At 51.7% G+C, this 26277-nt stretch carries 27 protein-coding genes; 11 read left to right on the top strand and 16 right to left on the bottom strand.

The features are described from left to right. Positions 1–5 precede the first annotated feature (5 nt). Together rfaE1 and H3L98_RS05785 are read right to left on the bottom strand one after the other, a co-directional pair. The gene (gene rfaE1 / locus H3L98_RS05790; RefSeq protein ID WP_276512652.1) at positions 6–959 is read right to left on the bottom strand and encodes a D-glycero-beta-D-manno-heptose-7-phosphate kinase; all 954 of its coding nucleotides are present in this window, start codon (positions 957–959) and stop codon (positions 6–8) included. Between the two features lie 137 nt (positions 960–1096). Further along, positions 1097–1516, bottom strand: a complete 420-nt coding sequence (locus H3L98_RS05785; RefSeq protein ID WP_034332972.1) for an META domain-containing protein — start codon at positions 1514–1516, stop codon at positions 1097–1099. Between the two features lie 243 nt (positions 1517–1759). On the opposite strand from H3L98_RS05785, the gene H3L98_RS05780 reads away from it, so the two are divergent. Both H3L98_RS05780 and H3L98_RS05775 read left to right on the top strand, forming a co-directional pair. Further along, the gene (locus H3L98_RS05780) at positions 1760–2536 is read left to right on the top strand and encodes a M48 family metallopeptidase (RefSeq protein ID WP_027021163.1); all 777 of its coding nucleotides are present in this window, start codon (positions 1760–1762) and stop codon (positions 2534–2536) included. A 38-nt stretch (positions 2537–2574) separates the two neighbouring features. Then, positions 2575–3066 carry a peptidylprolyl isomerase gene (locus H3L98_RS05775; protein ID WP_027021162.1) on the top strand — a complete coding sequence of 164 codons (492 nt, stop codon included), beginning with the start codon at positions 2575–2577 and terminating at the stop codon, positions 3064–3066. A 57-nt stretch (positions 3067–3123) separates the two neighbouring features. Here H3L98_RS05775 and H3L98_RS05770 read toward each other — a convergent pair whose 3' ends face one another. Next, positions 3124–3522 (bottom strand): hypothetical protein, encoded by a 399-nt coding sequence (locus H3L98_RS05770; protein WP_027021161.1) that lies wholly within the window; start codon positions 3520–3522, stop codon positions 3124–3126. 155 nt (positions 3523–3677) lie between these two features. On the opposite strand from H3L98_RS05770, the gene alaS reads away from it, so the two are divergent. Next, positions 3678–6572, top strand: a complete 2895-nt coding sequence (gene alaS / locus H3L98_RS05765) for an alanine--tRNA ligase (protein ID WP_027021160.1) — start codon at positions 3678–3680, stop codon at positions 6570–6572. A gap of 71 nt (positions 6573–6643) precedes the next feature. Here alaS and accC read toward each other — a convergent pair whose 3' ends face one another. From accC to accB, 4 genes are all read right to left on the bottom strand, one after another. Beyond that, the gene (accC, locus tag H3L98_RS05760) at positions 6644–8005 is read right to left on the bottom strand and encodes an acetyl-CoA carboxylase biotin carboxylase subunit (protein WP_027021159.1); all 1362 of its coding nucleotides are present in this window, start codon (positions 8003–8005) and stop codon (positions 6644–6646) included. A gap of 46 nt (positions 8006–8051) precedes the next feature. Continuing rightward, positions 8052–8672 carry a hypothetical protein gene (locus H3L98_RS05755; protein WP_156932190.1) on the bottom strand — a complete coding sequence of 207 codons (621 nt, stop codon included), beginning with the start codon at positions 8670–8672 and terminating at the stop codon, positions 8052–8054. Positions 8673–8705: 33 nt separating this feature from the next. After that, a complete protein-coding gene (locus H3L98_RS05750; RefSeq protein WP_027021157.1) occupies positions 8706–9047 on the bottom strand; it encodes a DUF5713 family protein in 342 nt (113 codons plus the stop codon). 69 nt (positions 9048–9116) lie between these two features. Then, positions 9117–9593: an acetyl-CoA carboxylase biotin carboxyl carrier protein gene (gene accB / locus H3L98_RS05745; protein ID WP_027021156.1), complete on the bottom strand. Its 477-nt coding sequence runs from the start codon at positions 9591–9593 to the stop codon at positions 9117–9119. Between the two features lie 310 nt (positions 9594–9903). Here accB and lptM point away from each other — a divergent pair, with 310 nt between their 5' ends. Both lptM and lysA read left to right on the top strand, forming a co-directional pair. Further along, the gene (gene lptM, locus H3L98_RS05740) at positions 9904–10080 is read left to right on the top strand and encodes an LPS translocon maturation chaperone LptM (protein WP_084481827.1); all 177 of its coding nucleotides are present in this window, start codon (positions 9904–9906) and stop codon (positions 10078–10080) included. Next, positions 10077–11276 carry a diaminopimelate decarboxylase gene (gene lysA / locus H3L98_RS05735; RefSeq protein WP_027021155.1) on the top strand — a complete coding sequence of 400 codons (1200 nt, stop codon included), beginning with the start codon at positions 10077–10079 and terminating at the stop codon, positions 11274–11276. Before lptM ends, lysA begins: the two co-directional genes overlap by 4 nt. Before the next feature lie 47 nt (positions 11277–11323). Here lysA and H3L98_RS05730 read toward each other — a convergent pair whose 3' ends face one another. Then, complete coding sequence (locus tag H3L98_RS05730) at positions 11324–12196, bottom strand: YicC/YloC family endoribonuclease (RefSeq protein WP_027021154.1); 873 nt, start codon at positions 12194–12196, stop codon at positions 11324–11326. Positions 12197–12257: 61 nt separating this feature from the next. Further along, complete coding sequence (gene hflX / locus H3L98_RS05725; RefSeq protein ID WP_027021153.1) at positions 12258–13400, bottom strand: GTPase HflX; 1143 nt, start codon at positions 13398–13400, stop codon at positions 12258–12260. A gap of 115 nt (positions 13401–13515) precedes the next feature. On the opposite strand from hflX, the gene H3L98_RS05720 reads away from it, so the two are divergent. After that, positions 13516–14520 carry a transferrin-binding protein-like solute binding protein gene (locus H3L98_RS05720; protein WP_027021152.1) on the top strand — a complete coding sequence of 335 codons (1005 nt, stop codon included), beginning with the start codon at positions 13516–13518 and terminating at the stop codon, positions 14518–14520. A gap of 74 nt (positions 14521–14594) precedes the next feature. Here the strand turns inward: H3L98_RS05720 and H3L98_RS05715 are convergent, their stop codons facing one another. From H3L98_RS05715 to H3L98_RS05705, 3 genes are all read right to left on the bottom strand, one after another. Continuing rightward, positions 14595–15098: a phosphatidylglycerophosphatase A family protein gene (locus tag H3L98_RS05715; protein WP_027021151.1), complete on the bottom strand. Its 504-nt coding sequence runs from the start codon at positions 15096–15098 to the stop codon at positions 14595–14597. Positions 15099–15251: 153 nt separating this feature from the next. Continuing rightward, a complete protein-coding gene (locus tag H3L98_RS05710) occupies positions 15252–15575 on the bottom strand; it encodes a hypothetical protein (protein WP_027021150.1) in 324 nt (107 codons plus the stop codon). A 9-nt stretch (positions 15576–15584) separates the two neighbouring features. Next, positions 15585–15719: an FmdB family zinc ribbon protein gene (locus tag H3L98_RS05705; RefSeq protein ID WP_156932186.1), complete on the bottom strand. Its 135-nt coding sequence runs from the start codon at positions 15717–15719 to the stop codon at positions 15585–15587. 125 nt (positions 15720–15844) lie between these two features. On the opposite strand from H3L98_RS05705, the gene H3L98_RS05700 reads away from it, so the two are divergent. Further along, positions 15845–16198, top strand: coding sequence for a helix-turn-helix domain-containing protein (locus H3L98_RS05700; protein ID WP_156932184.1), 354 nt, complete (start codon positions 15845–15847; stop codon positions 16196–16198). Between the two features lies 1 nt (position 16199). Here the strand turns inward: H3L98_RS05700 and serB are convergent, their stop codons facing one another. Further along, positions 16200–17030 (bottom strand): phosphoserine phosphatase SerB, encoded by an 831-nt coding sequence (gene serB, locus H3L98_RS05695; protein WP_027021148.1) that lies wholly within the window; start codon positions 17028–17030, stop codon positions 16200–16202. A 393-nt stretch (positions 17031–17423) separates the two neighbouring features. Here serB and ppsA point away from each other — a divergent pair, with 393 nt between their 5' ends. Continuing rightward, positions 17424–19814, top strand: a complete 2391-nt coding sequence (gene ppsA / locus H3L98_RS05690; RefSeq protein WP_027021147.1) for a phosphoenolpyruvate synthase — start codon at positions 17424–17426, stop codon at positions 19812–19814. Between the two features lie 331 nt (positions 19815–20145). Further along, the gene (locus H3L98_RS05685; protein ID WP_027021146.1) at positions 20146–20475 is read left to right on the top strand and encodes an SPOR domain-containing protein; all 330 of its coding nucleotides are present in this window, start codon (positions 20146–20148) and stop codon (positions 20473–20475) included. A 76-nt stretch (positions 20476–20551) separates the two neighbouring features. Here the strand turns inward: H3L98_RS05685 and H3L98_RS05680 are convergent, their stop codons facing one another. Both H3L98_RS05680 and H3L98_RS05675 read right to left on the bottom strand, forming a co-directional pair. Next, positions 20552–23260 carry an Rne/Rng family ribonuclease gene (locus H3L98_RS05680; protein ID WP_027021145.1) on the bottom strand — a complete coding sequence of 903 codons (2709 nt, stop codon included), beginning with the start codon at positions 23258–23260 and terminating at the stop codon, positions 20552–20554. Positions 23261–23309: 49 nt separating this feature from the next. Further along, positions 23310–23630 (bottom strand): hypothetical protein, encoded by a 321-nt coding sequence (locus H3L98_RS05675; RefSeq protein ID WP_182078459.1) that lies wholly within the window; start codon positions 23628–23630, stop codon positions 23310–23312. 199 nt (positions 23631–23829) lie between these two features. On the opposite strand from H3L98_RS05675, the gene H3L98_RS05670 reads away from it, so the two are divergent. After that, on the top strand, positions 23830–24810 hold the full coding sequence (locus tag H3L98_RS05670; RefSeq protein WP_027021144.1) for an RluA family pseudouridine synthase: 981 nt from the start codon (positions 23830–23832) through the stop codon (positions 24808–24810). Positions 24811–24892: 82 nt separating this feature from the next. Here H3L98_RS05670 and H3L98_RS05665 read toward each other — a convergent pair whose 3' ends face one another. Beyond that, on the bottom strand, positions 24893–25390 hold the full coding sequence (locus H3L98_RS05665; RefSeq protein ID WP_027021143.1) for a dihydrofolate reductase: 498 nt from the start codon (positions 25388–25390) through the stop codon (positions 24893–24895). A gap of 302 nt (positions 25391–25692) precedes the next feature. Between H3L98_RS05665 and petA the strand changes: the two genes are divergently transcribed. Next, positions 25693–26277, top strand: a complete 585-nt coding sequence (gene petA / locus H3L98_RS05660; protein ID WP_027021142.1) for a ubiquinol-cytochrome c reductase iron-sulfur subunit — start codon at positions 25693–25695, stop codon at positions 26275–26277.

The raw sequence follows: 26277 nt of genomic DNA, 5'->3' as shown, positions 1-26277 counted from the left end.
CTTTTTTAGGCGGTTTCGCGCGACAGGGCGGCGTGCAATTCGTCCAAACTGCACACGGCAGTTCCCAGTTTTGCTACCACCACACCAGCGGCGGCGTTGGCGATGTGCATGGCTTCGGGCAAAGTACAACCTGCTGCCAAACTCAAACCCATGGCGGCAATCACGGTGTCGCCTGCACCCGATACGTCAAACACTTCTTGGGCGCGGGTGGGCTGGTGGTCGGTTTGCTCTTCGCGATACAAACTCATGCCTTCTTCGCTGCGGGTCAGCAGTAATGCATCTAAATCCAGCTGACGGCGCAGGGTGTGGGCTTTTTGGGCGAGTTCGTCTTCGCTGTGCCATGTACCGATGATTTCTTTCAGTTCGTTGCGATTAGGCGTGAGCAGGCTGGCACCGCAGTATTTGCGGTAGTCGCTGCCTTTGGGGTCAATCAAAACGGGTTTGCCTGCTGCACGCGCGGCTTGAATCATGGCGGCAATGTGGGTCAATACGCCTTTGCCGTAATCGGACAGAATCACCACGTCGTATTGGGGCATCAGGGCGAGATATTGCTGGTAAACGCGGTTGAGGCTGTCGGGGTCGGGGGTATTTTCAAAATCCAGCCGTATCAATTGTTGGTTGCGTGCCAATACGCGCATTTTCAGGGTGGTGGCGATGGCACTGCTGCGGTGCAAATGGCTTTGCACATCGCTTTTTTCCATCAGTTTTTCCAAAATGTCGGCGGCTTCGTCTTCGCCCACCACTGCCAACAGCGCGGCTTTTCCGCCCAAGGCGGCGATATTGCGGGCAACGTTGGCAGCCCCACCCGCACGGTGGTCGGTTTTGTCGATTTTGGCAACGGGAACAGGTGCTTCGGGGGAAATGCGCGACACTTCCCCAAACCAATAGCGGTCCAGCATCACATCACCCACCACCAACACATTGGCGTTTTGCAGGTCTTGGCGGGCGGGAACGCGCAATTTGCTAGGCTTGGCGGCAATGGGGTCAGACGATGGCTGCTGCGGTACTTCAGCAGTGGCTACGCCTGTGGCAGGCACGCTGCGGCGGTGTATGGGCAAGACATTGTTTTTGCGTTGGGTAAAATTCGGGCGTTGGCTCACGGTGTGTCTCCGTTCAGGCGTTGCGCTTCCAGCACAGGGCGGGCGCGTTTGTCGAGAATGCGCAGGCGGTTTTGCTCAATGTGAAAAACCGCGCCGTTGATGTTTGCCAATACGGTGTGCAAACGGCTTTCCTGCGCCATCAGGGCTTCATCACAGGCTTTTAAAGTGGAAGCGGCAGGCGGTAAGGTTAAACGGTTGTTGTCCACACGATAGCTGCCAAAAATGGTGTTGCAGCCTGCGGTGGCGGAAAAATGGGCTTCGTGGTCAAACGACAAACGGGTTTGCGCCGATGCGGGCGCACCCGCCAAACGCAGCACCTGCCAATCGCCGTGCAAAGCAGTAGGCTGGGGCGCGGAAACCGCAGCACACGCACTCAAACACGCTGCGCCTGCGGCAAGGGTAAAACGGGTTTTCATCAGGGGATTCCTTTTTGGTTGTCCATGCCGCAGCAATCGCTTCTGCGGCGGCGGTTATGGTAACAGCTTTACCCCGATTTGTAACCGCAGCCCCGCGCAAAGCGGTTTCAGGTGTGGTTTTTCGGTTGGCAGCGGCATTTTATGATATAGTGGCAAGCCGTTTGCGGGACTTGTTTTGCCCCGCCCTGATTTCCCTTTATTTACATTTAAAAATCACTTTAAAAAAGAAAAGGAAAAGCCAAAATGAAACGCGCTGCCCTGTTTACCGCCCTGATGCTTTCATTAAGCGCCTGCGCCGTTACCGACAGCGCGGGACTGAACGCCGAATCCGCCAACGAATACCGCGGCATGGTGGCTGCCGCCGCCAAAAAAGGGCAAGTTGACACCCAATCTGTCACCGCCAAGCGCGTACACACCGTGTTCCGCCGTCTTGTTCCCCATGCCGATGCTGCCAACCGCACCGGACACCCCTTTCAATGGGAAATGACCGTATTCCGCGACAACGAACTGAACGCATGGGCGATGCCGGGCGGTAAAATGGCGGTTTACACAGGCATTGTCGAAAAACTTAAGCTCAACGACGACGAAATCGCCGCCATTGTCGGGCATGAAATGACCCATGCCCTGTTGGAACACACCAAAAAAGAATCCAACCGCAATTTCGGCATTGGCTTGGCAGCGCAAATCGGCAGCGGTATTTTACAGGCCACCACAGGCGTGGACGGCAACCTGATTGACACAGGCTTGGGTTTGGCGGTGAATTTGGGCTTGGACAAACCCTTCAGCCGCGATGCCGAGCGCGAAGCCGATATCGGCGGTATGCGCCTGATGGCACAAGCGGGCTACAACCCCGAAGCCGCCGTTACCGTATGGCAAAAAATGAACCGTTTAAGCAATAACAACGACGTATTTACCAAAATTTTATCCACCCACCCCACCAACAACGAACGCATCAGAAACCTGCAAAACGAACTGCCCAAAGTGATGCCCCTTTACCGCCAAAGCATAGGCGCAAAATAAGTTAAACCACTTTAACCACCTGATTTAAGGATTAAACCATGATTAAACTGCATACCAATTTCGGCGTAATCAGCTTGGAACTGAACCACGAAAAAGCCCCGATTACCGCCGCCAATTTTGAACAATACGTTAAAGACGGGCATTACGACGGCGTGATTTTTCACCGCGTGATTAAAAACTTTATGATTCAAGGCGGCGGCATGGACAGCGACATGAACGAAAAACCCACCCGTCCGCCCATTGAAAACGAAGCAAAAAACGGCTTGAGCAACGACAAATACACCATTGCCATGGCGCGTACCCAAGCCCCGCACAGCGCGTCTGCCCAGTTTTTTATCAACACCAAAGACAACACCTTTTTGAACCACACCGAGCCGAGCCTGACCGGTTGGGGCTATGCCGTGTTTGGCGAAGTGGTAGACGGGTTTGATGTGGTGGATGCCATTGAAGCCGTTGCCACCAAACACCACGGCTATCACGACGACGTACCCGTTGAACCCGTGGTAATTACCAAAGCCGAAATCGTATAAACCACGCCCATAAAAAAACCCGCTGTTCCCCAATTTGAGAACAGCGGGTTTTTTCCATTAAAACTTCGGTTTCTGACCTTTACGCCATTTGTAGGCATAACCGCCCACCACAGGCAACAACGCCAAAATCATTTTAAACAGCCAAGACGCATACCACGGCTTACCCACCACCAGCACGTCGCCCGATGCCGATGCCGCCGCCACATGGCGCAGCGCAAAACCGTCCAACCACGGCCACCAGCACGCCACCAATCCGCCCAACAGCAGCGGCCACAGCTTATCCGCCCAACCCGTACGCCACAGCCAAAACGCCAGCACCGCCCAGCCCGCAGTCAAACCGGTAATCAGCAAAACATATTTTGCCGTTGCCCCCGACCAGCCCGCCAAAAAATAAGTCAATACCACCCAAGCCGCTGCCAAAACCGCCATAATCACTTCTTCGGGTTTTTGAAACATGGTTTTTTTCCTTTTCATTGTGTGTAAGACGCGCAAATATACCTGAAAAACAGCGGCTGTGCTATGATAAGCTGCCCTTTTCGCCGCCTCAAACGGCAGGGAAAAGTTTTTTGATTGTTTATTCGGCACGCCCGCGCTGCCACTTAAGGAATACCATGAACACTTCCGAACTGCGCCAAAAATTCCTCAAATTTTTTGAATCCAAAGGACACCAGATTGTCGCCTCGTCCTCACTCGTTCCCCACGACGACCCCACCCTGCTGTTTGCCAACGCAGGCATGAACCAATTTAAAGACGTTTTTCTCGGTTTTGACCAACGCCCCTACAGCCGCGCCACCACCGCACAAAAATGCGTCCGCGCAGGCGGCAAGCACAACGACTTGGAAAACGTCGGCTACACCGCCCGCCACCACACCTTTTTTGAAATGATGGGCAATTTTTCCTTTGGCGACTACTTCAAACAAGATGCCATTAAGTTCGCATGGGAATTTCTCACTTCCCCACAATGGCTGAACCTGCCCAAAGAAAAACTGCTTGCCACCGTCTATGCCGAAGACGAAGAAGCCTATGCCATTTGGCGCGACCAAATCGGGCTGCCTGAAAACAAAATCATCCGCATCGGCGATAACAAAGGCGCACGTTATGCCTCCGACAACTTCTGGCAGATGGGCGATACCGGTCCTTGCGGTCCTTGCTCTGAAATCTTTTACGACCACGGCGAACACATTTGGGGCGGCGTTCCGGGCAGTGCCGAAGAAGACGGCGACCGTTTTATCGAGATTTGGAACTGCGTATTTATGCAGTACAACCGCGACGAACAGGGCAATATGAACCCCCTGCCCAAACCCAGCGTGGATACGGGCATGGGTTTGGAACGCATGGCAGCCGTCATGCAACATGTAAACAGCAATTATCAGATTGATTTGTTTAAAAACCTGCTCAAAGCCGCTGCCCGCGAAACCAATGTTCCGTTCAGCGAAGACGTGCCCAGTCTGAAAGTGATTGCCGACCACATCCGCGCCTGCGCCTTTTTGATTGCCGACGGCGTGTTACCTTCTAACGAAGGGCGCGGCTATGTATTGCGCCGCATTATCCGCCGCGCCGTGCGCCACGGTTACAAACTCGGACAAAAACAAGCCTTTTTCTACAAACTCGTTCCCGATTTGGCTAAAGAAATGGGCGATGCCTACCCCGAATTAAAAGAAAAACAAACCCAAATTATGGAAGCCCTGCGCGGCGAAGAAATCCGTTTTGGCGAAACCTTAGAAAAAGGCATGGGCTTGTTTAACCAAGTCTTAAACGGCATGAAATTCCTGAAACTGGAATCGCTGCTGCCTGAAGACGGCGTGGGCGAACCCCTGCTGTTAAAAACCGCCGACAACACCGAATTTAGCGCATCGGCACGTTTTAACGGCGGCGACAAACAAATCGTTATCCGCCCCCGTGCCGCCGACCGCTTAAACGAAACCATTACCGTTTCCCTGCACGACGTGGTGGAAACCAAACAAGTTTCCCCGTCTGAACAAGCCTTTGTCAGTGCATTGGAAGCCTATTTGAACGACAATATCGCCAACAGCAAAATGATTTTGTCGGGCGAACACGTGTTCAAACTCTACGACACCTACGGCTTCCCCTACGACTTAACCGCCGATATGGCACGCGAATTGGGCATTGAATTGGACGCAGAAGGCTTTGAACGCGAAATGGAAGCCCAACGCGCACGCGCACGCGCCGCACAAAACTTCAAAGCCGATACTTCGCAAATCGCCTACCACAGCGCAGACACCGAATTTACAGGCTACAGCCAACGCACGGGCGAAGCCACCGTCTTGGCACTGTACCGCAACGGCGCAGAAGTGGCGGAACTGCACGAAGGCGAAAACGGCATTGTGATTCTGGACAAAACCCCGTTTTACGCCGAAAGCGGCGGACAAGTGGGCGATGTGGGCAGCTTAAACGCCGACAGCGGCACGTTTGAAGTGGCAGACACCCAAAAAATCAAAGCCACCGTACACGGACATTTAGGTCGCGTGGTTTCAGGCAGCCTGAAAACAGGTCAAACCCTGACCGCCAATGTAAACAATGACCTGCGTGATGCCATCACCCGCAACCACAGCGTAACCCACCTGATGCACCAAGCCCTGCGCGACGTACTCGGCACACACGTTGAACAAAAAGGTTCGCTGCAAAACGCCGAACTGACCCGTTTTGATATTTCCCATCATGCGCCCATTACGGCGGACGAAATCGCCGAAGTGGAACGCCGCGTCAATACCGCGATTATGGCAAACGTGCCTGTGCGCGTGGAAACCATGTCTTTGGAAGAAGCGCAAAAAACAGGCGCGATGATGTTGTTTGGCGAAAAATACGGCGATTTGGTGCGCGTGGTCAAAATGGACGACTACTCAACCGAATTGTGCGGCGGTACACACGTGGCGCGGACGGGCGAAATCGGGCTGTTTAAAATCATCGGCGAAGGCGGCATTGCCGCAGGCGTGCGCCGTGTGGAAGCCGTGTGCGGCGCAGCAGCGTTGGCACGCGTTCAACAACAGGAAGCCCTGTTAAAACACATTATTGCCGAAGTGAAAGCGCAAACCGAAAAAGACGTGTTGGCGAAAATCCAAGCCAACGCCGCGCAAACCAAGCAGTTGGAAAAATCGCTTGCCGCCGCCAAAGGCGAACTGGCAAAACACGCAGGCGCAAAACTGTTGGCACAGGCGCAGGCAATCGGCGGTGCTTTGCTGGTGGCGGCGCAAATTGATGCCGATGCGGGCGCATTGCGCGAAATCGTTACCGATTTAACGGGACAATCCGATAAAGCGGTGGTGTTGCTGGCGGCGGTAAACGGCGGCAAAGTGTCGCTGTGTGCGGGCGTGTCCAAGCCCTTAACCGCGCAGGTAAAAGCAGGCGATTTGGTGAAATGGGCAGCGGAACATCTGGGCGGTAAAGGCGGCGGTCGCCCCGATTTGGCGCAGGCGGGCGGCACGGATGCCGAGAATGTACCGCAAGTGCTGGTGCAAACGGCAGATTGGGTAAAAGAGAAGGTGTAATTTTTCTGCTGTTGATACAAAACGGGTTGTCTGAAAACCATTCAGGCAACCCGTTTAATTTAAACCATTATTTATTTCGCTAACCGTGCTTTGCGTTCTTCCAGCCAATGCTCCAAATAATGAATGCTTACGCCGCCGTGGACAAAATCGGGGTCGCGGAACAAATCGCGGTGCAACGCGGCATTGGTTTTAATGCCCGTAATCGCCAATTCGTCCATGGCAACGCGCATTTTGGCAACGGCTTGGGCGCGGTCTTGCCCGTGTACGCAGATTTTGCCGATTAAGCTGTCGTAGTTCGGCGGAATGCGGTAGCCCTGATAAATATGGCTGTCCACGCGCACACCGAATCCCCCCGGTAAATGGCAGGATTCAATCGTACCGGGGCTGGGAATAAAGTTATACGGGTCTTCGGCATTGATGCGACATTCAAACGCATGACCTTGTAAAACAATGTCTTCCTGACGATACGACAAGGGCATACCCGCCGCCACGCGCAGTTGTTCCTGCACAATGTCCACGCCCGTTACCAGCTCGGTAATCGGATGTTCCACCTGTACGCGCGTGTTCATCTCAATAAAGAAAAACTCGCCGTCTTCATACAAAAATTCAAACGTGCCTGCGCCACGGTAGCGGATACGGCGGCAGGCAGCGGCGCAGGATTCGCCGATGCGGCGGCGTTCTTCTTCGGTAATAAAGGGCGCGGGGGCTTCTTCAATGATTTTTTGGTGACGGCGCTGCATGGAACAATCGCGCTCGCCCAGATAAATGGCGTTGCCGTGTTCGTCTGCCAACACCTGAATTTCAATATGGCGCGGTTTTTGCAAAAAACGTTCCATATAAACCATAGGGTTACCAAATGCGGCTTCGGCTTCGGCTTTGGTCATTTCCACGGCTTTAAGCAAATCGGCTTTCTTTTCCACCACACGCATACCGCGTCCGCCGCCGCCACCTGAAGCCTTGATAATCACGGGAAAACCGACTTTATCGGCAATTTTCAGGATTTCATCGGGGTTGTCGGGCAATGCGCCGTCTGAACCCGGCACGCACGGTACGCCCGCTTCAATCATGGCTTTTTTGGCGGAAACCTTGTCGCCCATCAAACGGATGGTGTCGGCACGCGGACCGATAAAGGTAAAGCCCGACTGTTCCACCTGTTCGGCAAAGCTGGCGTTCTCCGCCAAAAAGCCGTAACCGGGGTGAATCGCGTCTGCGCCCGTTACTTCGGCGGCGGCAATCAGCGCGGGAATATACAGATAACTTTGCGGCGACGGCGCAGGTCCGATGCAGACGGATTCGTCTGCCAGCTTCACATGCAGGCTGTCTTTATCCGCTTCGGAATGCACGGCAACGGTGGCAATGCCCATTTCGCGGCAAGCACGCAGCACGCGCAGGGCGATTTCGCCACGGTTGGCAATAAGGACTTTTTTTAACATATTGACTTCCAATATTTATTTATATTTTTCAGGCTACCTGAAAGCGTTATTTAAGCGGCGGCAAGCCTTTTTTCGCCCGTTCGGCGTCATACATTTCATTATGCAGCTCTGCAGGGTCGTCCGCCCACTCTTCCGCGCTATCGTAAACAGCTTGCCAACTGTCGCAGATAAAATCCACGTCCAATTCAGCAAAACCTTGTTTGATTTCATCAAACCACTCATCATTATCATAACAATACCATGCGGCAAATGCTTCGGTCAGCGATGCACCGGGCATGATGTCAAACTGCCCTTCCGTGTCGTATTGCACGATGGGCGCGTCTTCAAGCGGACGGTTGGATTTGCCGTGCCAATAGCCGTAAAGATTGCCGTCGTCGTCTCTGGCAACAAAAGTAATCATGTGCGCAACTTGTTCAACGGCAGCAATATTCGCTTGAATATCAGGGTCTGCCCGTTCGTCTTCACTCAAATAATCATGACCAAAAACCAATTCATCCAACAATTCGTCTTTTTCATCAGGCAAAATGGCAAACAAACCCAATTCGTCAAACGGCGTTCCTGCATCGGTAATCGTTGCCCAAGCCAGCACTTCCAAGTCGCGGGGCAGATTATCCGTGCCTGCCACTTCTTGTTTAAAGCGTTTCATGTTATCCAAATACGTCATCATGTTTTTCCTATTGATTGACTGCCGTTTGAACACTTACCAATCACGCGGCGCAATCAATTCTTCACAATCGGCATCATCAAAACCGTATGCTTGTGCCACATAATACATGGTCATGCCCAAACAATCGCGGGCAGCCGTTTCAATTTCGCTGTCGTTTTCATCAAACTCATCTTGCAAATCATTAATTTGCTCGGTGGCTGCGTGGGTAATCGCATATAAAGCATCCAAGCTGTCGGGCTGTTCGCTTTCAATGCGTTCGCAAACGTTTACAAAAACCGCTTTGCATTTATCCACCAAAAAATCGGGAAAGTAATCATCTTCATACATTTCAGCCAGCCAATCATCTAGGCGGACATCGGGGTTTTGTATCGCCATGTTTTCTACCCTTTAATTGGAATAGCTTACGGATTGGGGCAGCTGCGCCCACACAACCGCCCAAACTGTTTATTCAATAATAAACAAAGGCTCGCCGTATTCCACGGGCGTACCGTTTTCCACCAGAATTTCTTTGACCACGCCCGACGTTTCCGCCTCAATTTCATTCATCAGCTTCATCGCTTCAATAATGCACAGCGTGTCGCCAGCCTTAACGGTTTGTCCCACTTCCACAAACGCGGGCGAAGACGGGCTGGGCGCACGGTAAAACGTGCCGACCATCGGCGATTTTTGCGCGGCAGACAAATCACGCGCAGCAGGCGCGGCGGGCGCGGCGGGCGCAGAAGCAGCCGCCACAGGTGCAGCGGCAGGCGCGGCTGCCTGAACGGGCGCGGGCGCAGCGGCATAAACCGTATGCGCGGGCGCGGCAGGCGCAGCCACAGTGCGCGTAATGCGTACCTTTTCTTCGCCTTCGGTTACTTCAATTTCAGCAATCCCTGATTCTTCTACCAAATCAATCAGTTTTTTCAGTTTTCGCAAATCCATGAACACAGTTCCTTTATCAAATGCAAAGCAGCGGCAGCAGGCTTGATCCAGCCAAAGTTCTGCCGCAAAAATAAAAATACAGTATGCGCCAAACGGCGTATTCAGACAATCACAATTAAAGCGATTTTGGCGAAAACAAGGGCAAAAGTCCAGCAAATTATCGGAATTTGACGGCAAAATCGGGTAAATGGTTCGCTTTACAGCCTTTGCCCTTGATTCGTTAGAGTAAAAATACAACACCTAACAGCCCGTGCAAAAGCACCCAAACCGCTTTATAATCCGCCTATTGTTTTCCCAACCTAACTATTTTATGCACCCAATTGTTTTTTATAAAAAAAGTAGCTTATTTATCGCCTGTACCGCATTGCTATTGGGCGCATGCGGTTATAAAGGCGACCTGTATCTGCCCAAACCAGACGACAAAAACCGCTTCGGCGTGATTCAAACCGACCTTTCGCCCCCACCCCCTGCCAAGGAAGCACCATGAACCTAAACGCTCTCGCCGAACAATTCGGCACGCCCCTGTATGTTTACGACCAATCCGCATTGGATAACGCGCTAGACCGCTACACCCAAGCCTTTCCCGAACCCACCTTAATTTGCTATGCCGTTAAAGCCAACAGCAATTTAAGCATTTTGCGCCATTTTGCCCAGCGTGGCTGCGGTTTTGATATTGTGTCGGGCGGCGAGTTGGCGCGGGTGTTGACAGCGGGTGGCGACCCCGCCAAAACCGTATTTTCGGGCGTAGGCAAAAGCAGCGATGAAATCCGTTTCGCATTATCGCATCAAATCAAATGCTTTAATGTGGAAAGCCTGCCCGAGTTAGACCGCATCAACGCCGTCGCTGCCGAAACAGGCTGTCGCGCCCCTGTATCGCTGCGGATTAACCCCGATGTGGACGCGCAAACCCATCCTTATATTTCCACAGGTTTAAAAGAAAACAAATTCGGTATCCCGATGGCACAGGCAGAAGCCGCCTACCAATACGCCGCCACCCTGCCCCATCTCAACATTATCGGTATTGACTGCCACATCGGTTCGCAACTGATTGATTTATCGCCGCTGGTGGAAGCCTGTGAACGGCTGTTGCCCTTGGTGGAACGTTTAAAATCACAAGGCATTACACTACAACACATTGATTTAGGTGGCGGAATCGGCATTGTGTACCACAACGAAAACACCCCCGACATTGCCGCTTACGCCGCCGAAGTGCGCCGCTTGCTTGCGCCCTATTCTTTGCAATTGATTTTGGAACCGGGGCGCAGCTTGGTGGGCAATGCGGGCGTGCTGCTCACCCGCGTGGAATACGTCAAACACGGCGACGGCAAAGATTTTGTCATCACCGATGCCGCCATGAACGACCTATTGCGCCCCGCACTTTATGGCGCATATCATCAGATTGACAACATCAGCGCCCCCGAGCGTGAAGCCCGTGTCGCAGATATTGTTGGTCCTATATGCGAAACAGGCGATTTTCTCGCGCAAAACCGTTTAATCGGCGCACAAGCAGGCGATTTGTTGGCGGTACGCAGCGCGGGCGCGTATGCCGCATCCATGGCAAGCAATTACAACAGCCGTCCCCGCGCCGCCGAAGTGCTGGTGGACGACACAGGCAATGCCAAACTCATCCGCCGCCGCGAAACCCTTGCCGAAATGCTCGCCAACGAACACAATCTGCTGTAAGCAGCCAAACAAACGGGAAGCCGAAACCGCTTCCCGTTTGTTATTGCTTACTCAATATTTTGCACCTGCTCACGCATCTGTTCAATCAATACTTTTAATTCTACCGACACCTGCGTACATTCGCTGGCAATCGCCTTACTGCCCAAGGTATTGGCTTCGCGGTTGAGTTCCTGCATTAAAAAATCCAAACGCTTGCCCGCGCTGCCCTTGTGCTCGGTAACAATGCGGCGCACTTCGGCAATATGGGTACGCAAACGGCTAAACTCTTCATCTACATCTGCTTTTTGCATAAACAGGGCAAATTCCTGTTTTAAACGGTCTTCATCCACGCCTGCTACCGCTTCCGCCAAACGCGCGCGCACACGGTTCATGTGGGTACGCAGCAAACCGGGGAACAGCGATTCCAAGGCAGTGATGATGTCGTCCATCAGTTCCAAGCGTTCCAACAAATGCTGTTGCAGTTTGACACCTTCGCGCTGACGGGTGGCGACAAAATCCGCCAAGGCTTTATCCAACAGGTTTTGCACGCCTGTTGCCAAGGCTTCGCCATCTTTTTCGGCACTGATAATCACGCCCGGAAATTTTAATATTTCGGCAACGGTGAGTTTGCCTAAATCTTCGTGTTTTTTACGCCATTTGTGGTTGAGTTCCGCCAATTCGCGCACCAAATCATGATTGATGTGCAAATGTCCGCCGTGTTCTGCTACAGAAGCGAGTTGGATACGGCATTCTATTTTGCCGCGCACCACTTGTTTGGCGATGTGTTCGCGCATCACGCCTTCCAAATAGCGCAAATCTTCAGGCATTTTGAATTGTACGTCTAAAAAACGGTGATTCACGGCGCGTAATTCCAAATCAACGCGCTTGCCTGCAAATTCGCCCGAGGTGTGGGCAAATCCCGTCATGCTTTTAATGGTCATGGTGTTTCTCTTGATGTATGGAAAACAGGCGGCATGGTAACAGAGTTTGCCACCCCGCGCATCACGCCCGTTCCAGCAGGGCTTGGCGCAAGGCGTCCAAACCTGCGCCGCTAACGGCAGACAGGCGCACCGCTACGCTTTCGCCCTGTGCATTGCGCTGAATGCCGTTTTGTTGTTCGGTTTCGGGCAATAAATCGGTTTTGTTAAACACCAGCAATTGCGGTACTTTATCTGCGCCAATTTCCGCCAATACGGTGTTTACGTCTTCAATTTGGCGTTCGTGTTCGGGGTGGGAAGCATCAACAATATGCAGCAGCACGTCTGCCAAGGCGGTTTCTTCCAAGGTGGCGGCGAATGCCGACACGAGACGGTGCGGTAAATCGCGTACAAAACCCACGGTATCGCTTAACACAATATAGGTGTCGGGGGCGAGATACAAACGCCGTGCGGTGGGGTCAAGCGTGGCGAATAATTGGTCTTTTGCCAACACATCGGCTTTGCTTAAGCGGTTAAACAAGGTGGATTTACCCGCATTGGTGTAGCCCACCAGCGCAAAGGTTTTCACTTTTCCCGACAAGCGGGCTTGGCGGCGCACGGCGCGTTGTTTTTTCACGTCTGCCAAACGGCGGCGCAGCTTGCTGATGCGCGTTTGAATTAAACGGCGGTCGGTTTCCAACTGTGTTTCGCCCGGACCTTTCAAACCGATGCCCCCTTTTTGACTTTGCAAATGCCCGTAACCGCGCACCAAACGCCCCGCCAAATGCGACAACTGCGCCAGTTCCACCTGTAATTTGCCTTCTTGACTGTGCGCCCGTTGCGCAAAAATCGCCAAAATCAAGCCCACCCTGTCCAACACACGGCATTGCAGCACTTTTTCCAAATTGCGTTCCTGCGTGGGCGACAATTCCCGATTCACCACCACCAATTCAATGTGTTCCGCCGCCACACGCGCCGCCAATTCTTCAGCTTTGCCCGTTCCCACCAACAAAGCCGCATGGGCGCGGTCGCGTTTGGCAGTTTCCACACCGATTAAATCGCCCCCTGCGGCGCGTACCAATTCTTCGGCTTCGGCAGTGGCAGCGGCAAAATCGCGCTCGCGACTGTCGCGGCTGCCCGTCTGTTCGTCGCCCAACATCACAGCAAGCAACAAAGTTCGTTCAGGTTGGGTTAAAGATTTGTCGGGTTGGGTAAAACGGCGGCTCATGGCTGGAATAATCACGCAAAAAATGGGATTATACGATGTTTTGCGGCAGACAATGCCAATGCAATACTTTGCCGCCGCATTTCTTTATCATAAATTCAATAAGAGGTATCTGAAAATGACCCAAACCACCCGTACCGCAGCCATGATGCTGACCGCTTTACTGACCATTAGCGCCTGTGGCGGCGGCGGCAGTTCCGACCACCGTCCCCAAGCCAACAGTTCCGCCAACACCCCGCAAACTGCCCCCAAAACCCAAGCCCCAAGCGCCCCACAAAATCCGCCACAAGCAAACGGCACAGACAACAAACCACAACAACCACCTGTTTCATCTACTGAAAATACATCTAACCCACCCGCCACCACCCCCGTACCCAATACCCCGCAAAATGACCGCGACACCTTTAACCGTTTGGCACTGTATGGCAGCCGTGGCGGATTAACCGCCACCGACACCCTCAAACTGGTTTTGCCCGAAAACGGACAATCCCTGCAACTGGCGTTACTGAAAACCGATGACCAATTTGTCGGACAACCCTTTATCCAAACCCTGCGCGATGCCGATAAAAAACTGGTGGGCTATATCGCCCACGCCAACGTCAATCAGGTAACGACTAACGACTACGGCGAAAAACAAACCAAATTAAATAGTTACTACCTGCAACACGCCGACTCTAGCCAAGCCGCCCGTCCCAGCGCACAAGGCGATGTCCGCTACAACGGCACCATGCACTTCCGCTATACCGATGGCGGAAACCTAATTGAAAATCAAACCGCTACCGTAGATGCCACCTACCACGGCAGCGACAAAACCCTGTCTATGGAATTGATTTCCGACCGCTACGCTGCCAACCGCTGGTATTTAAACGACCAAATCCAAAAATACCAAAACGGCAAAGTCCGCAGCGAGCGCGTACCTGTGGGCGAGAACGGTTCAGTCAGCGGCTATTTGTTTTACGATGAAAACGGCACCAAAGAAAAAACCGTGTACAACGGCACGTTTAACGGCGGTTTTTATGGCAAAAACGGCAGCGTTTTAACAGGTGTTGCCGTAAATGAAAGCGGACACGGCGACAAATGGGAAGGCGTCATCGGCGCAACCGCCGAATCTGCCCCACAATAAACCCTTTATCCGCGTAACAAAAAACGGCTGAATCCGCAAGGACATCAGCCGTTTTATCTATTTTAAACCAATATTTACAAAATCCAGTTCAACACCCACACCACCAGCACCGCATACAGCGCCGCCGCCGCATCGTCTGCCATCACGCCCAAACCGCCACCATAACGCCGTTCCACCCAATTTACAGGCGCAGGTTTCACAATATCAAACAGGCGAAACAGCGCAAAACCCGTTACCCACCAAAAAAATCCCTGCGGAATCAAAGCAAAAACCGCCATCATCGCCACCATTTCGTCCCACACAATGCCCGAATGGTCAGGTTCGCCCAATGCCGTACCCGCGCGTGTACACAGTCCGATGCCCCACACAAACAGCACAGCCGACAATAAAAACAAACCCGTATGGCTTACCCCACAGCCCAATAGCAGTCCCGCCAACAACAGCCCCAACAGCGAACCGAATGTTCCAGGTGCTTTGGGCGACAACCCCGCCCCAAAACCAAACGCCAGCAGCGCATTTGTATCGCGCATTAGCCATGCCCAATCGGGGCGAATCGTTTGTTTATCCTGATGATCCATTTCATTTCCTTTGTTCTGATAAAAAAGGCTTGCGCCTACCTGTCCATATCATAACGCTACCTATAGCAGCGTTTCAAGCTTTGTTTGCCATACAAACAGATAACCGCTTGAGAATCAATCCACAAGCGGTTGTTTAAATTTAAGATAATGCAATCAAAACATTGAACGGCGGCGTTTCAGCATATCCCGCGCCACTTCCTGACGCAGTTTATTGCTGCTGTCGTTCGCCATTTGTGCCAATTCCCCATCATCAAGCGAAGCAAGATGCTGCTCATATTTCGCCCTATACTCTGCCTGTTTTTTGGCATATACGACTTCCAATTCAGCACGGGTTTCAAGCATCTCCGCCTTCCATTTCTCATACGCTTCTTTTCTGCGCTGCTGCGGGTTTACCTGCTTACCCTCATTGTCCTCGTAATTATTTGCCAATACTTTTACAAGGTCAATAAATGAAGTCGCTACTTTCCACAAACCCATACTCACCCCCTATTTCTGACGGTAAGCCTGCGTATCGCCACTTCCGCACTTGGGGCAACGTGCAGCATCTGCCTGTCTGTCGTTATCATGGTAGGCTTCCCACTCATGACCGCAGTCTTCACAAACATGATTGTATCCGGACATCGTTTATTTCCTTTTTAGTTAATAAAAGAGTGAATTTTCCAAATTTTATTCAGTAAATGAACTTTTGTCAATGCGGAATTTCCATAATGATTCAATAGACGTGTATTGGTAAGATGGAAAGGCAGATGGTGGCTCAACTGGCTGTTTCAGAATTGGATAAGGTAATCGGCAAGCGCATTCAAAGCAAACGCAAAGAACAAGGCTTCAGTGCAGATAAATTATCCGAAAAAATAGGTATTTCCCAACAACAACTTTCGCGCTACGAACGGGGCGACAATAAAATTAACCTCGCCCATCTGATTGCGATTGCACAAATGCTGAACACGCCTTTACTGTGGTTTTTACAAGATGCTTATACCGATTCGCACCACACGGATACAGACCTGCTGTATCCGCGTTTACTGGCGCATTGGCAGAATGCCACTCAAGAACAAAAAGAATCGTTGATACGTTTTTTAGATATGTGGGCGAAGAGCTGAATCAAGCAAACCAACCCCGTACCGCATCCAAGCCATTATGATTAATACGCAAATCCGCAGCCTGTTGTGCAGCGGCTTTGGCGCGGTAGGCAATACCGAATGTAGCGGCGCGGAACATCGGAATATCGTTTGCCCCGTCGCCCACTGCTAATGTTTGTTCGGACGACAAACCCAATTGTTCACGGTGTTGCGCCAATAATTGCGCCTTGGCTTCAGCATCCACCACGCGCCCCAGCACGCGCCCTGTTAAATAACCATTCTTAATTTCCAATTCATTGGCATAGGCATAGTCCAAGCCTAATTTTTGCTTCAGTCTGTCGGTAAAATAGGTAAACCCACCCGACACCAGCAGCGTTTTCACACCGTGGCGCCGGCATGCTTGAATTAAAGTTTCCGCGCCCGCGCTCAAACGCAGCACATTTTGATAAACGTGTTCCAAAGCACTTTCCGGCACGCCTTCCAGCAATGCCACGCGCTGATGCAGCGATTGGGCAAAATCCATTCCTCCCTGCATGGCGCGTTCAGTAATTTCGGCAATTTGCGTTTTCAAACCCGCAAATTGGGCAATTTCGTCAATACATTCAATGGTGATTAAGGTGCTGTCCATATCGCTTGCCAGCAAACCAAAGCTGTCAAACGTCCGTTCGGGCAAAACGGCATAATCTACGGGCGCAGCGTCCAACTCGGCGCGAATATGCTCATCTAAAACAGCGTTTTCGCCCAAGGGGATACGCACACATTTGCCTGCTAATGCCTGTCCGAAACGCGCAGCGGTATTTGGAAATTTTATTTCTGATAAATCAGAATGTTGTATTACTAGGGTATGGTTCATGTTTATCCTTTCAAACCAATTTTTTGGCACGATATTGCAGCACATGGGACAATATTCAAGCGTTATCCCATAAAAGCGGATTTTACCGCCATGAACATCGGGGTTTCAAACCCCTAAAGCCATATTTATCAAATTACCCGTTATTACAAACACGTCTGCACTCTGATGTTTTTCCCAACGTGCACCCCTGCCACGCCACCTTTTTTAACAAAACATAACATTTTTTAATCGGGCGGAAACGTTTTGATTTCATTCGGCTACACAGCATAAGTGCCGATTTTCCAGCCGCTGCCCTGGCGCCGCGCTGTAAAAAAACATGACACGCCACGCAACAAACATTAAAATATGCGCCGTTTTAACCGTTTCTTTACATAACCCTAAGGACGCCAACAAATGACCGAAAACTACGTGGTTTGGTTTGAAAACCTGCGCATGAGCGATGTCGAGCGCGTGGGCGGCAAAAACGCTTCGCTGGGCGAAATGATTAGCAACCTCACCGAAAAAGGGGTACGTGTTCCCGGTGGTTTCGCCACTACCGCCGATGCCTACCGCGCCTTTTTGGCGCACGAAGGGCTGAACGAACGCATTTCCGCCGCCCTTGCCGCCTTAAATGTGGACGACGTGGCAGAGCTGGCACGGGTGGGCAAAGAAATCCGCCAATGGATTTTGGACACGCCTTTCCCCGAACAGCTTAACCGCGAAATCGAAACCGCGTGGGAAAAAATGGTCGCCGATGCGGGCAGCAGCGAGATTTCCGTGGCGGTGCGCTCTTCTGCCACTGCGGAAGACCTGCCCGATGCCTCGTTTGCAGGACAACAAGAAACTTTCCTGAACATCAACGGCTTGGAAAACGTTAAAGAAGCCATGCACCATGTGTTTGCTTCGCTGTACAACGACCGTGCCATTTCTTACCGCGTGCATAAAGGTTTTGAACACGATGTGGTTGCCTTGTCCGCAGGCGTACAGCGCATGGTGCGTTCCGACAGCGGCGCAGCAGGCGTGATGTTCTCGATTGATACCGAAAGCGGTTTTGAAGACGTGGTTTTTGTCACTTCGTCTTACGGCTTGGGCGAAACCGTGGTACAAGGCGCGGTCAATCCCGACGAATTTTATGTACACAAGCCCACACTGAAAGCAGGCAAACCCGCTGTTTTGCGTAAAAACTTGGGTTCTAAACTGATTAAAATGGTGTTCAGTGAAGAAGCGCAAGCGGGTAAATCGGTGCGTACCGTTGATGTTCCTGAAGCAGACCGCAAAAAATTCTCCATTTCCAATGAAGAAATCACCGAATTGGCGAAATACGCGCTGATTATTGAAGAACATTACGGTCGTCCGATGGACATTGAATGGGGTCGTGACGGTGTGGACGGCAAGCTGTATATTTTGCAAGCACGTCCCGAAACCGTTAAATCGCAAGAAGAAAAAGGCAGCAGTCTGCGCCGCTACGAATTAAACGGCGAACGCAGCGTTTTGGCGGAAGGTCGTGCCATCGGTCAAAAAGTCGGACAGGGCAAAGTGCGTTTGGTTAAAGACGCTTCGGAAATGGACAGCGTTCAGGCAGGCGACGTTTTGGTTACCGATATGACCGACCCCGATTGGGAACCCGTAATGAAACGCGCTGCCGCGATTGTGACCAACCGTGGCGGACGTACCTGCCACGCCGCCATTATCGCCCGCGAATTGGGCATTCCCGCCGTGGTGGGTTGCGGCAACGCTTCCGAAGTGCTGAAAGACGGACAAGAAGTTACCGTTTCCTGCGCCGAAGGCGATACGGGTTTGATTTACAACGGCTTGTTGGACGTACAAGTGCATGATGTCGCTTTGGACAATATGCCCAAAGCGCCCGTTAAAATCATGATGAACGTGGGCAATCCCGAACTGGCGTTCTCGTTTGCCAATATTCCCAATGAAGGCATCGGTTTGGCGCGGATGGAATTTATCATCAACCGTCAAATCGGCATCCACCCCAAAGCCCTGATTGAATTTGACCGCTTGGACGATGATTTGAAAGCGGAAATTTCCGACCGCATCGCTGGTTACGCATCGCCTGTTGATTTTTATGTGGACAAAATCGCCGAAGGCGTGTCTACTTTGGCGGCTTCCGTGTATCCGAAAAAAGTGATTGTACGGATGTCGGATTTCAAATCCAATGAATACGCTGGCTTGGTCGGCGGCAGCGTGTACGAACCACACGAAGAAAACCCGATGTTGGGCTTCCGTGGCGCAGCGCGTTATGTGTCTGAAGACTTTAAAGAAGCCTTTGCGCTGGAATGCCGTGCGCTGAAATATGTGCGCGATGAAATGGGCTTGACCAATGTGGAAATTATGATTCCCTTTGTCCGTACTTTGGCAGAAGCCGAAGGCGTAGTTAAAGCCTTGAAAGAAAACGGCTTGGAACGCGGCAAAAACGGTTTGCGTCTGATTATGATGTGCGAACTGCCCAGCAATGCGCTGTTGGCAGAGCAATTCCTGAAATATTTTGACGGCTTCTCCATCGGTTCTAACGATATGACCCAGCTGACTTTGGGCGTGGACCGCGACAGCGGCGGTTCAATCGCTTCCAGCTTTGACGAGCGCAATCCTGCGGTTAAAGTGATGTTGCATTTGGCGATTTCCGCCTGCCGCAAACACAATAAATACGTGGGAATTTGCGGTCAAGGTCCGTCTGACCACCCCGATTTTGCCAAATGGCTGGTGGAAGAAGGCATTGAAACCGTGTCGCTCAATCCCGATACCGTGATTGAAACATGGCTGTATCTGGCGAAAGAATTAAACGCCGCTTAAATCCGTTTCCATTTCCATAAAAAGCAACGCCCGATAATCTTTCGGGCGTTTTTTGTTGCCATTGCACAACATTTAACGGTTAAATCAGGTAAAAAAGGTAAATTTTCCTACCAAAGCCTGTATTTCATCACATTACCGCTATAATAGACAGTGAAATCCGACATCAAATGATTTGGCATAAAATCAACAGATTGCCAAAATATTGAAACCGTGCGGATTGATTGGGCACAGTGTCGGAATCCCCGCCCCTTGGACGGAGTGAGATGCTGGAACAGCGTTTGCTTGCACCTGCCAACGGGCATCCGAAATCCTTTATTTTCAGGAGAAAAACATGAAAAAATCCGTATATGCTTTGTTGTTGGCAATGTGTTCTACCATTGTGTGCGCTGCAGGTCAAACGACTGTGGTAGAAAATGATTATGAAAATCAAGGCAGTTTTGTGATTCAATCGGGTGCATTTGCCGACCCGATGTTGGCAGATGCCCAAGCGGGACGGGTATCTTTATTCGGTGTACCATCCACCGTAGTCACACGCCAACGCGCCGACGGTAACTTTGTGCGCGTGGTGCGCAGTAAACGCATGAAACAAAAAGAAGCCGAAGCCTTGGCAGAACGCCTATTTAAAGAACACTCTGTTTCGGCGATGGTGATTGCCGATTGAAGTCCATAACACTGTTTGGCTGACAAAAAAAGCTGCCCGAACCTTATCGGGCAGCTTTTTTAATTAAAAACAATACTTAATCTTGCGTGGTTTCCACCTGCATCAAGGCTTGCGGCGCAGGTGCAGCAGCAGACGCAACAGGTTTGCGGTCACTACGGCGCAAAGCAGGCTGTGCAGCGAGAATTTCCACCACTGATTCTTCTGCTTTAGTTTCAACGGTTTCCGTCTGCACCCACTGCAAACCTTGCAAATCCAAGTTTTCAATCAGCTGTTCCAGCACAGGGGCATCCGCCGTTCCGCATACTTCGGCAACCGCTGCTTCTACCTGTGCCGCTGCTTCACGCACCAAAGCATTTTCTTCTGCTTCAGTCGCTTGAGTGCTAATATTTGGCTCTTCTTCCATTTCAATGGCTTGCAATACCGTGGTTTCTTCTGCCACCGCAAATACCACCTCTTCAACGGTTTCTGCTTCTGCCACAGCTTCAGGCGCAGCCTCATAACGGGCGCGGTATTCCGCCACTAACAGACTTTCTTCCGCTAAATCAGGATATTGCATCAGCACTTTTGCCACTGCATCTTCCACACGCTGCGCGGCTTTGCCCACATCCAGCGAACCTTCAATACGCGCAGCAGACGGAATATGACGCTTATTCGCCTGTTTATTCTGACTTTTTTGCTGCTTATTGGCAGAATTACCCTGTTGGTTGTTGTTACCAATGCGGACAATCAGCGGTTTTTGTTTTTGCTGCTGCTTTTTATGACGCGGCTGCTTGGGGGTATTTTCTGCTGCTTGAACAGGCACTTCGGCAGCGGCAAGGGGCGCAGGATTGGGTGCGGCAGCCGCTTGGTTTTTCGAAACAGCCTGTTGTTTCTGCTGGGGATTACGCTGCGGTTTATTTGGATTAGGCTGTTGATTCACCTTTTCTTTTTCTACCACAGGCGCAGCATCGTTCTGCACATCAACAGGCGATGCCTTATGGTAAGGACGCTTGTTTTTGTGGGCGTATTGCTGATTGCGGTTGCCGTTGGCACGGCGGTTGGGGTTGTTGCGTTTGGACGGGGTGCGCAGTTTTTCGGCAGCGGCGGGTTTGCTGCTGCTTTCTTCGCTGCCGCCAAACAGTTTTTTCAGCCAGCCTTTAAAGCTGTCCCACCACGAACGGTTTTCCGATACGGTAGGCGCAGGTGAAGCGTGTTTTACGCCTTTTACCGCAGGTTCGGGGCGGGCGGCTTTTTCGCCTTTGCTGTTGGAAAACGGCACATTATCAACCACTTCAGGCTTGGCAACACGTCTGTAGCTGGGCGCGGCGTTTTCATCGACATCATCGTTGCGGATGCGCGTGATTTCGTAATGCGGATTTTCCAAATGAATATTGGGAATCAAAAACACCGATACATCCAAACGCTCTTCCATGCCGAACAGCTCGGCGCGTTTTTCGTTTAACAGGAAAGTCGCCACATCAACAGGCACTTGTGCGTGTACTTCGCCCGTATTGTCTTTCATGGCGGCATCTTGAATCAGGCGCAAAACGTGCAGCGCGGTGGATTCAATGCTGCGAATCACACCCGTTCCCGCACAGCGCGGACAGGCAATGTGGCTGCTTTCCGCCAGCGCGGGTTGCAGACGTTGGCGGCTCAATTCCAGCAGCCCGAAACGCGACAGCTTGCCCATTTGTACACGGGCGCGGTCTTTTTTTAGGGCATCGCGCAGGGTGTTTTCCACTTCGCGCTGGTTTTTCGCGTCCTCCATGTCAATAAAATCAATGACGACCAAGCCGCCCAAGTCGCGCAAACGCATTTGCCGCGCCACTTCTTCCGCCGCTTCCATATTGGTTTTAAACGCGGTTTCTTCAATATCCGCGCCGCGCGTGGCACGCGCAGAGTTAACATCAATGGAAACAAGGGCTTCAGTGTGGTCAATCACAATCGCGCCGCCAGAAGGCAGGCTCACAGAACGCGCAAAAGCAGTTTCAATCTGCTGCTCAATTTGCAGACGTGAAAATAAGGGGGTGTGGTCTTCATAGAGTTTCAGCCTGCCCAAATTATTGGGCATCACATAGCTCATAAACTCGGAAACTTGTTCGTAAACTTCTTGATTGTCTACCAGAATTTCACCGATGTCGGGGCGGAAGTAGTCGCGGATGGCGCGGATGACCAAAGAGCTTTCCATAAACAGCAAATAGGGCTGTTTGTGCGCGGCAGCGGCTTCTTCAATGGCGCGCCACAGTTGCAACAAATAATTGAAATCCCATTGTAATTCTTCTACTGTGCGCCCAATGCCTGCGGTACGCGCAATAATGCTCATGCCTTGCGGTACGTCCAATTCCGCCATCGCTGCTTTCAGTTCTTGGCGTTCTTCGCCTTCAATGCGGCGCGACACGCCGCCGCCACGTGGATTATTCGGCATCAACACCAAATAACGTCCCGCCAAGCTGATAAAGGTGGTCAGTGCCGCGCCTTTGTTGCCACGCTCATCTTTTTCCACTTGAACAATGATTTGCATGCCTTCTTTCAGCACGTCTTGGATGCGGGCTTTGCCGCCTTCGTAATCTTGAAAATAGGCGCGGGATACTTCTTTAAACGGCAAAAAGCCGTGTCTGTCGGTTCCGTAATCGACAAAACAGGCTTCTAAAGAGGGCTCAATGCGGGTAATCACGCCTTTGTAAATATTGCCTTTGCGCTGTTCTTTACCCAGCGTTTCAATGTCCAAATCGAGCAGGGTTTGCCCGTCAACAATCGCCACGCGCAATTCTTCGGAATGCGTGGCGTTAAATAACATGCGTTTCATATTTGTTTTACCTCAATATTATTAAGGCACGGAAACGGAAAACAACCGGTTAAGACTTTGCGCCCGCCGCACGGCAGGCAAACAAGCAAGCGAATAAAGAGCTAAAGAAAATGGCGGAATGTGCGCCGAAGAATAATACAGCCGTCGTCTTGTTGTTTTTATTAACAGTTAAAAGGCTTTCTTTGCCATGCGGTGTGAGCCTGCCGGGTATAAAAAAACAATTTAACGGTACTGGGGCGAGCGGCTGTGCCGACCTAATCAATATGCCGTCTGCGCCCAAAAAGTTTAAACTCGGGTTGCGGTTTTGCCCGTGTAGGCTTGTGCGTGCAAAAGGATGTCCGTTTCTAAAAACCGATACCGCAAACGGCATGGGTTCTCAAAGTGCGTTTTTCAATTAAAATGGGGGCGTGTGCCGTTATTTGGCAAAAAATCGGAAAGGCGGTTTGCCCGAAACGGGGCGACAGTCCAAGCTGCCCAAACAGGGTGTTGATAAGCCAACGACACACACCGCGCCATCCGCGTTTTCGGCGGACGGTTGCCGCTCAAAAACAAACGGATTATAAGAGAAAATGCCACCAATTAGCAAAGAAAGCGTCCGCCATTTGCAGCTTGGCGAAGAACACGCAGGACAACGCCTTGATAATTACCTGATAAAAATACTCAAAGGCGTGCCACGCAGCCATATTTGGCGCATTATCCGCGCTGGCGAAGTACGCATTAACGGCAAGCGCGTGAAAGCCGAAACCCGTCTGTACGCAGGCGACAGCATACGCATTCCCCCCATCCGCACCGCCGAACGCACCCTACCCGCCCCCTCCGTGCCGCCGCGCCTGTTCCCCATCGTATTTGAAGACGATGCCTTGCTGGTCATCAACAAACCCGCAGGCGTAGCCGTGCATGGCGGCAGCGGTGTCAGTTTCGGCGTGATTGAACAACTGCGCCAAGCCCGTCCCGAAGCCCGTTATTTGGAACTGGCACACCGTCTCGACCGCGACACCAGCGGTTTGCTGATGATTGCCAAAAAACGCAGTGCTTTAGTCAAACTGCACGAAGCCATCCGCGCAGGCACGCCGCAAAAAAGCTATCTTGCCCTTGGTATTGGCGCATGGGGCGACATCCGCCACGTTAAACTGCCGCTGCACAAATACACAGGCGCAGCAGGCGAAAAAATGGTACGCATTGCCGCAGACGGACAACACGCCCACACCGTGTTTGACGTATTGGAACGCTTTGACGGTGGCTTACTGCACCGCATCGGCTTGTCCAAACTCACCCTGCTACGCGCCACCTTAAAAACAGGGCGCACCCACCAAATCCGCGTTCACATGCAATCGCAGCAATGTCCCATCGCGGGTGATGAACGTTACGGCGATTATCAGGGCAACAAACGTTTGCAAAAAATCGGGCTGAAACGGATGTTTTTACACGCCGAACAGCTGATATTGGCGCACCCATTAAGTGGCGAACCCCTGAATCTGCACGCCCCTTTACCCGCCGAACTGGACAATCTGCTGCTCATGCTGCGTAATAGTCAGACCATAGTGGATTAAAATTGCAACGATACGGCGTTGCCAACACCCTGATGTACTGTTCGTACACGGCGGGCGTTGTCGCCTTGTCTCGTTTTTATTTTTATCCACTATACTTAAACCTTTGCCAATGCACCAAATCAAAGCCAATCCCCCGCGCCGAAACATGGCTTTCGCGGGAAACTTCCTGCCACTGCTGGCGCGAAAATTCGGGGAAAAAGGCATCGCCCGCCACATTTAGGCGCACTTCGGTTAAACGCAAATCGGTTGCCAAAGGCAAAACCTGTGCATACAGCTGCGCCCCGCCGATAATCATCACTTCGGGCGCATCGGCACAAGCAGCCAAGGCAGTGTTTAAATCGGCAAACACTTCCGCGCCTGTGTCTGTCCAATCCCTCTGCCGCGACAAAACGATGTTACGGCGTTCGGGCAGCGGACGTTTGGGCAGGCTTTGCCATGTTTTGCGCCCCATTATCACGGGTTTACCTAAAGTATATTGTTTAAAAAAGGCAAAATCTTCAGGGATATGCCATAACATGGTATTGTTGCCACCAATACAGCCGTTTATATCGGCGGCGGCAATCAGGGTAATTCGCTGCATATTCTTTCCATTTTTGCTTATTGACCTTGCCACTATACCCGTCTTAACGCTACAACAAAACCCTGCTTAAAATCAAACTTTCCCCGAAAATCTTTACCTGATTTTAAATAACGCTTAATCCTCAGCGTGAAATCGGGTAAAATCGCGGGGTTTAATGGTTTATTTGCCCCTATCTGCGCCCTTTGGCGCATGGGCGGGGTAAAATCACACCGGCAAGGGCAATCCGCCCCCGTCCGCGTTTTCCGAAAACCCTACGGTTTTCGGCGCATGTGTCAAACCCCAAACATCAGGACAACTGAATAATGGATAATAAAGAAATCAATCAAGGACGCCGCCGCTTTCTCTCACTCGCCACCGCTGGTGCGGGTGGCGTAGCTGCCTTGGGTGTAGCCACGCCGCTGGTTGCCAGCTGGTTTCCTTCGGAAAAAGCCAAAGCCGCTGGTGCTTCAGTAGAAGTAGATGTCAGCAAAATTGAAGCGGGACAACTACTAACCGCCGAATGGCGCGGCAAGCCCATTTTTGTGCTCAACCGCACCGAAGCCCAGCTCAAAGACCTGCCCACGCTTGACGGCGAACTGGTGGACCCCGCTTCGCAAGCCGACCAACAGCCCGAAAGCTGTAAAAACCCCACACGTTCGCTGAAGCCGAACCTGTGGGTGGCCATCGGTATTTGCACCCACTTGGGCTGTTCCCCCACCCACCGCCCTGATGTGGGCGCGGCGGACTTGGGCGGCGCAAGCTGGAAAGGTGGCTTTTTCTGCCCCTGCCACGGCTCCAAATTTGACTTGGCAGGACGTGTGTTCAAAGGCGTACCCGCACCGAGCAATCTGGTTATCCCGCCATACAAATACCTGAATGACAACCTGATTCTGGTTGGCGAAGAATAA

It is taken from the genome of Conchiformibius steedae (genome assembly GCF_014054725.1).
Taxonomy (GTDB): Bacteria; Pseudomonadota; Gammaproteobacteria; order Burkholderiales; family Neisseriaceae; genus Conchiformibius; species Conchiformibius steedae.
Note: the sequence above shows the minus strand (reverse complement) of the source record. Positions and strands in the feature narration are given on the sequence as shown.